Here is a 5,962-nt window from a genome sequence, read left to right as displayed (position 1 = left end):
CTCTATGACTTTCGGCCCTCTTCCTGTTGCACTTGTCAAGATCCCAGAACGTAAGACACTTGAAGCCGCATCAATCTCTTCTTGACCCACAAATGGGTTTGCTAAGGGTATTTTTTTGTTTTTTCGAATAGGGTTTCTTCCTTGAGTTGAAGATTTTTTTTTCAATGTTTCTTCACCTAGAAAATTTGTGAATTCAATTGTTCTGAATTAAGAAATCACTTTTAGGGAATATTCCGATTCTTAAATGCTTGGATAATCGCTTCCTCCCGCTACGGCTTGAACTAAGGAAATGGTATCTCCTGGTTTTAAGGATGTTTTTAATCTCTTGAGTTTTCTTATATCTGTGCCATTTAAAGAAAAAATTAGATTGCGTTTTAGTATTCCAGTTGAATCAATCAAAAGATCTTCCATTTCACTTCCAAATTCTTCCACTAAAGCTTCAATCGCATCTTTTACAGTCGGTCCAACTTCTCTTGAGATTTTTTTTTCACCCGCTATTCTCTTAAATGTTGAGTAAAAAACAAATTCAATGACTGGCATCTAAGCACCTATTTTGTAATTTTCGCCTTATCTCGTAGAATCCTAGGGAGAAATTTGTCTTTCTTAGCTTTGATTCTTTCCTTTACTCTTGCCAAATCTATAAGAATGGTTTCAAGATTTGAATCTATTGTATCTTTAGGTTGAAATCCTATCGAAGTCAGTCCTGTATCTTCTGGAGTATAACATTCTTCAATTTCCATTCTTGGATTAGGAACCGTCATTATAGCGATATCCATACCAAGATTCTTACCAGCCTGTTGTATCATTTCTGCAATCTCTCTAACACTCGCACAGTCTACATATGCATTAATGACGTTATATTGACATTCTGCTTTTCTTTCAATTGCATAACTTAACATTTCAACCGCATCATCTAGGGAGATGTATGCTCTTGTTTGTCCTCCTTTTCCATAAACAGTTAAGGGATAATCTACACTAGCTTGAGCGCAAAATCGGTTTAAAAGCGTTCCAAACCAAAAATCGAAATAGAAAGAAGTTGCAAGTTTCTCGTTTTTGCTTATTTCCTCAGTATGTGTACCATGGACAATTCCTATTCTAAAATCTGTTATGCTTAGATTGTAAACAAGTTGACCGAAGCGTAAATTATTCGAATCAAATACTTTTGATAAATGATACCAATCAATTGCATCAATTTCTGGAAACCCGTAAAACCCTGCTGTAGTGAGTTCCATATAGAACTCAGGGATCTCAAGTCCATATAAGGCCATCCCCGTTAACTCAATCAGATGTGCATCTGGTATAACATCTTTGATACTATGAAGCAATGATAGCGTTGAACCAATATTATTCATTTGTGTAGAAATTGAATGTTCGGCGTCTAACATGCTATAAGGCCCACTTGGCTGTGCAGCTAAATGAACTATAGAGTGAGGTTCCGTTTGTATAAATAAATCTAATAATTTTCTTCGATTTCTGAGATCAAATTTTCTATATATAATATTATTTTGACCAAAAACTCTCTCAAACGTGTCTATTCGCTTTTCCATTGAATATGTTGGTATTGCGCTCCATATTCCTATTTCTTGCGACCATAGCTTTTTTGCTTCATTGTCAATGCCAATAATTTTTTCGTCAGGGTACTTAACGGCAAGCCTTAACATTGCAGGCCAACCTACGTACCCATCTGCACCAGTTACAATAATTGTCAAGGAAACTCACCTTAGAGTATAGATATTCTATAATCACTGATTTATTTAAGAATGATGCATTCTAAGTTAATAAATTTAAGAAATGTTATTCAATAAATGCCTCAGAAGATCAAGAAATTAAAGCAATAAAAAAAACAAATATATTAAGTATATTTTTGCAGAATATATTTGTGAAATTACTTCAAAATTGAAGCGAAAAAGAAGATTCACCTTTTGTGAAACCTAAGAACAAAATATGTAAGAATTACTAATATTTTAAGTGAGAAAAACCTTTATAAAAATATAAAAAGAAATATATGCCTCTTATCATGTAAAAGAAATAATAATAAAAGAAATATATTATTCTAGAATGAATTGGCAGTCTAGCGCGCAGCGCTTCTTTTGCACCACGGATTAACATTAGAATTGACTTCTTAAATAGAAAAATTGGACTTATCTGAGTTTCTTTTTCATGTCCAAAGAATATTTGTAGGTCGCCTAATCCGTAAAATTTAGTTTTTTTTATTAACCTAAAGGGATTATTAGTCCAAAAGTGGAATACAATTGCATTTGATCTAAATCCAATTTTGAATCCCTTTTTTAAAAATCGAAGGCATAAATCGGCATCTCCACTAAAAAGATATCTCTCATCAAATCCTCCTAAATTCAGAAAAAGTTCTTTACGTATGGCAAAATTCTTTGTATCAACAAAAGGTCCTTTTGGGGCACCTCTTGTAGTTTCTAATGTAATCCAGAAGCCATTATATAGGGGAATATTGCTAGCTCCTTGAACTGCACTGTACTTTTTTGAAAATATTGGGCACGTTATATTGTTCATCCAATTTTCATCTGCTACACAATCACAATCGGTAAAAACAAGAATATCTGCGGATGATTGTTTAGCTCCAATATTTCGAGCGTAATACGAACCTCTGCTTTTATTTAATAAGCATAGAGTAAGATTTGGATATTTTTTATTCAAGAATTTTAAAAATCTACGCATGCTATCTGTGGAATTATCGTCAACAACAATAATTTCGAATTTCTTGTCTATCTTTTGTTCTTGGATACTTTTTATATTTGGGGCGATCCATCGTTTACAATTCTTAGTCGGAATTATCACAGAAATATCAAACTTTGTTTCTAATGATTTACTATTCAGTAATCACTCCTCCAAAAAAAATATTCAAAAATTATAATTGATCTGACTATTTTTAATCTTTTTGAGCTTGAATAAAGATGAAACAAAAGAAAATTAATAGTTTATTGATCTATAAATCCGATATGCAAATTTCTTTAATTTTCTGGATATTCTTCCACTTTGATTTTTCGGAATCTTATTTGAAAAATAAGTGATTGGAGTTCCAATAGGTTCGACTTGGGTATTTCCAGCAAGTTTGGAATACAAATGAATGCATTTGATCTTTTTAGGATTAAGTCTTAACACTTTTGCCGCTATTATGTCAGTAGCAAGCGAATTTGTTCCCGCTATGATCAAATTTAGTGGAATAATCTTTGAATTATACTTAACAACTCGGCCATCAACGACACAAAGATTAGGAGATATAACACTATTCACATCTGAAATAACTTCGGATAAAACTGGATGATATTGCGATTTTTTCTGAATAGGGATACACCCAAACTGATTCTTAAGAGCACAAGTTAGTGGGGTTAGAGAAGGATCCTGTAATTTTAATTTTGGGACTGAAATGAAATAGTCAGCATTTAATAAAGTCTCAGGAATTTTCACTTCTTGGAGATGATAGCCGTCTATCTTTTTTATTTTATACTCATCTTGACTTAAATTTACTAATTTAACATCTTTTTCTCTTGCTAGATCTTCATAACCCAAAAATTTGAAACTATATTTTGTCCTCATTGCAGTAGCATCTGATTCAACAATTGAAATATCTGAATCATGTCCAATATTGTCTCTAATAAAATCAATCAATGTGGATACAATCTGAGGATCAGTAGTTTCTCCAGTTGAAGAATGCCAATAATAACATAAATTAGGCTTTATGACTATCTTATTTGCTTTATTGATTTTTATGTCTATTAAACCGAGCGCCTGATTTAGTGCGTCACGCAAGTTATCATTTTTTATTTCAACCAGGCTAACTAGATCTCTCTTTGTCAATTTTATCCCTAAAAAAGAACAATTTTATTGAGTTTTATAAACTTAGATCTACAAAAAGATATCTTGAATTAAATTCTTATGTGTATATGCAAAAATAAATTGCGATAGGAGTGTTTTTGCTTATTTGACTAATCATCAATATGAGTGTATGTTTTATGAGAAAGTTAAGAGTAGGTGTCATTGGTGGGGGCTGGATTGGAACTCAACACTTAATAAACTATCAAAAATCTGAAGAAGTTGACATAATATCCTTTGCTGATAAATCACAACCCATTAGAAAACGTATTGAAAGAATATTTGGGATTAAGGAAGTTTATGAAGATTTTTTGGATTTGATTCAAAAATCAAGCATTGATGCTTTATCAATTTGTTTACCTAATTTTTTGCATGAAAAAGCAGCTATACTAGCATCAGAGCAAAATCTTCACACTTTAATCGAAAAACCAATGGGTCGCAATACTAAAGAAGCCGTAAATATTATGAATAGTGCGAAGAAAGCTGGAATAAAGTTTATGGTAGGGTATCATTTCAGATTTTCAAAAAAATACAATGCTGTTAAAGAATTATTAGATAGGAGGGAACTAGGAGAAATCAGAAGTTGTAATGCCCAATATTTTTATGGTGGCCCGTTTTCATCGCCTACGGCAGCACCTGCAGAGTGGAAATTCGATAGAAAATTAGCGGGAGGGGGAGTCCTGATCGACAGTGGGTGTCATATGATTGACCTGTTAAATTGGTTTTTTGGTGAAATGAAATCACTAGAATTCACTCATCTCGACTTCCAGTACTCAGATTCCATAGAAGATTATGCTTTATTAGTGTTAAAATACAACAAATGTATGGCTATACTACAAGTTGCATTTTATCCTTTTGTGTACTCAGATCGTGTTGAAATATATAGTGACGTTAATAGTGTATCATCAGAGGATCTTGAGTATCCTAGAAAGACGAGTCATTACCTAAAGCACTCTTTAAGAAATCTATCTAGACGTTGTATTAGAAAAAAACCAATATCTTTAGATCCTTATTATTTTGAGATAAAACATTTTGTTAGATGTATTTTAGATGATACACCTCCATTGATCTCGTATAACGACGGTTTGAATGTATTAAAAGTAATTGAGAAGGCATATGATTTTAGTAGAACTTCGCAAATAATTAAATAATCATTTTATTCCAATGAAGTTTGTGCAGTTATGAAGTCCTTTTATGCAAATATACTAGGGGCAAAGTTTAGTTAACAATATTGATAATACAGACGTAAAGATGTTGACGTGATTAAATCAATCAAGTAGGCTTTTCAAAAGAGTTCTTGTGAAAGGAATTGAAATTGATTTACTATATAACAAAATCAAGTTTTTAAACCAATCTTATTGGCCCATTTACTTAAAAATTTTAGTAATTTGGCTTTCATGGTAATATAGAGTTTATAATGATATATATCTTCTTCAATTTTTACGAGATTATATCCTGATTTTTCCAATAATCTCTGAGCGATTATGTTATTTTTGTGTGTAGTTGCATATAGAATTCCAATTCTATTTTTCTTTACAATTTTATTCCTTTCCTTTATCAGTTTGGTTCCAATTCCTTTTCCTTGAAATTGCTTTTCTATACATGTAAAGGCAAAATAGTTGTCGCGAATTCCAGAAATCCCAATAATCCTTCCCTTATCTTCTTCAACTACAACAATAATAGCCTTCTCAAGGAGAGTCCAAGGAAGTGTAAATGTTTTTTTTTCCTCATCTAAGGAATCATAAAATGCTTTAAGTTTGTCCAGTTCTTTGCTTAAGTCAAGTACTCTCATACTTTGCCCTTCTAAAAGGAGATTCACTTATGTTAAGGTCATTGTATCTTTTTATATGTTCTTTTAGCGATTTAAGTTGCTTAGAAATACCTTCTTAAGAATATTTAGCATCTTGACAGCCTCTTTTTCAGCAGAGAATTGATTAAAAGCCCATTCTCTTGCTTTTCTTCCCATTTTATTAGCACGTACCTCATCTGTAAGAATATAAATTACTGATTCATATAATTTATTTAAATCTCTCCTAGGAACTATAAATCCTGACTCTCTATCTAAAACTGCTTCTGCAGCACCTCCCGAATCAAATGTAATCACAGGGGTTCCATT

General features: G+C 32.1%; 7 protein-coding genes. 1 reads left to right on the top strand and 6 read right to left on the bottom strand.

The features are described 5' to 3' along the window. Positions 1–240: 240 nt before the first annotated feature. The 4 genes from QVB70_RS09520 to QVB70_RS09505 all read right to left on the bottom strand — a co-directional run bounded on the left by QVB70_RS09520 (position 241) and on the right by QVB70_RS09505 (position 3,831). Entirely contained in the window at positions 241–540 is a 300-nt protein-coding gene (locus tag QVB70_RS09520) for a MoaD/ThiS family protein (RefSeq protein ID WP_287585501.1), read from the bottom strand. A gap of 8 nt (positions 541–548) precedes the next feature. Then, positions 549–1,709: an NAD-dependent epimerase/dehydratase family protein gene (locus tag QVB70_RS09515; protein WP_287585500.1), complete on the bottom strand. Its 1,161-nt coding sequence runs from the start codon at positions 1,707–1,709 to the stop codon at positions 549–551. Between the two features lie 247 nt (positions 1,710–1,956). Next, the gene (locus tag QVB70_RS09510; RefSeq protein ID WP_287585499.1) at positions 1,957–2,811 is read right to left on the bottom strand and encodes a glycosyltransferase family A protein; all 855 of its coding nucleotides are present in this window, start codon (positions 2,809–2,811) and stop codon (positions 1,957–1,959) included. Positions 2,812–2,943: 132 nt separating this feature from the next. Then, on the bottom strand, positions 2,944–3,831 hold the full coding sequence (locus QVB70_RS09505) for a DUF362 domain-containing protein (protein WP_287585498.1): 888 nt from the start codon (positions 3,829–3,831) through the stop codon (positions 2,944–2,946). Between the two features lie 155 nt (positions 3,832–3,986). Between QVB70_RS09505 and QVB70_RS09500 the strand changes: the two genes are divergently transcribed. Further along, positions 3,987–4,997: a Gfo/Idh/MocA family oxidoreductase gene (locus tag QVB70_RS09500; RefSeq protein ID WP_287585497.1), complete on the top strand. Its 1,011-nt coding sequence runs from the start codon at positions 3,987–3,989 to the stop codon at positions 4,995–4,997. Positions 4,998–5,182: 185 nt separating this feature from the next. On the opposite strand, the gene QVB70_RS09495 is transcribed toward QVB70_RS09500, so the two are convergent. After that, positions 5,183–5,638, bottom strand: coding sequence for a GNAT family N-acetyltransferase (locus QVB70_RS09495; RefSeq protein WP_287585496.1), 456 nt, complete (start codon positions 5,636–5,638; stop codon positions 5,183–5,185). A 63-nt stretch (positions 5,639–5,701) separates the two neighbouring features. After that, positions 5,702–5,962, bottom strand: a 261-nt coding sequence (locus QVB70_RS09490; RefSeq protein ID WP_287585495.1) for a glycosyltransferase, incomplete at its 5' end; no start/stop codon positions are given.

It is taken from the genome of Candidatus Borrarchaeum sp. (assembly GCF_019058535.1).
Lineage (GTDB): Archaea > Asgardarchaeota > Sifarchaeia > Borrarchaeales > Borrarchaeaceae > Borrarchaeum > Borrarchaeum weybense.
Note: the sequence above shows the minus strand (reverse complement) of the source record. Positions and strands in the feature narration are given on the sequence as shown.

Coding starts and splice junctions, on each gene's coding strand:
- QVB70_RS09520 (WP_287585501.1), bottom strand. CDS start 540: ATGCCAGTCATTGAATTTGTTTTTTACTCAACATTTAAGAGAATAGCG.
- QVB70_RS09500 (WP_287585497.1), top strand. CDS start 3,987: ATGAGAAAGTTAAGAGTAGGTGTCATTGGTGGGGGCTGGATTGGAACT.
- QVB70_RS09495 (WP_287585496.1), bottom strand. CDS start 5,638: ATGAGAGTACTTGACTTAAGCAAAGAACTGGACAAACTTAAAGCATTT.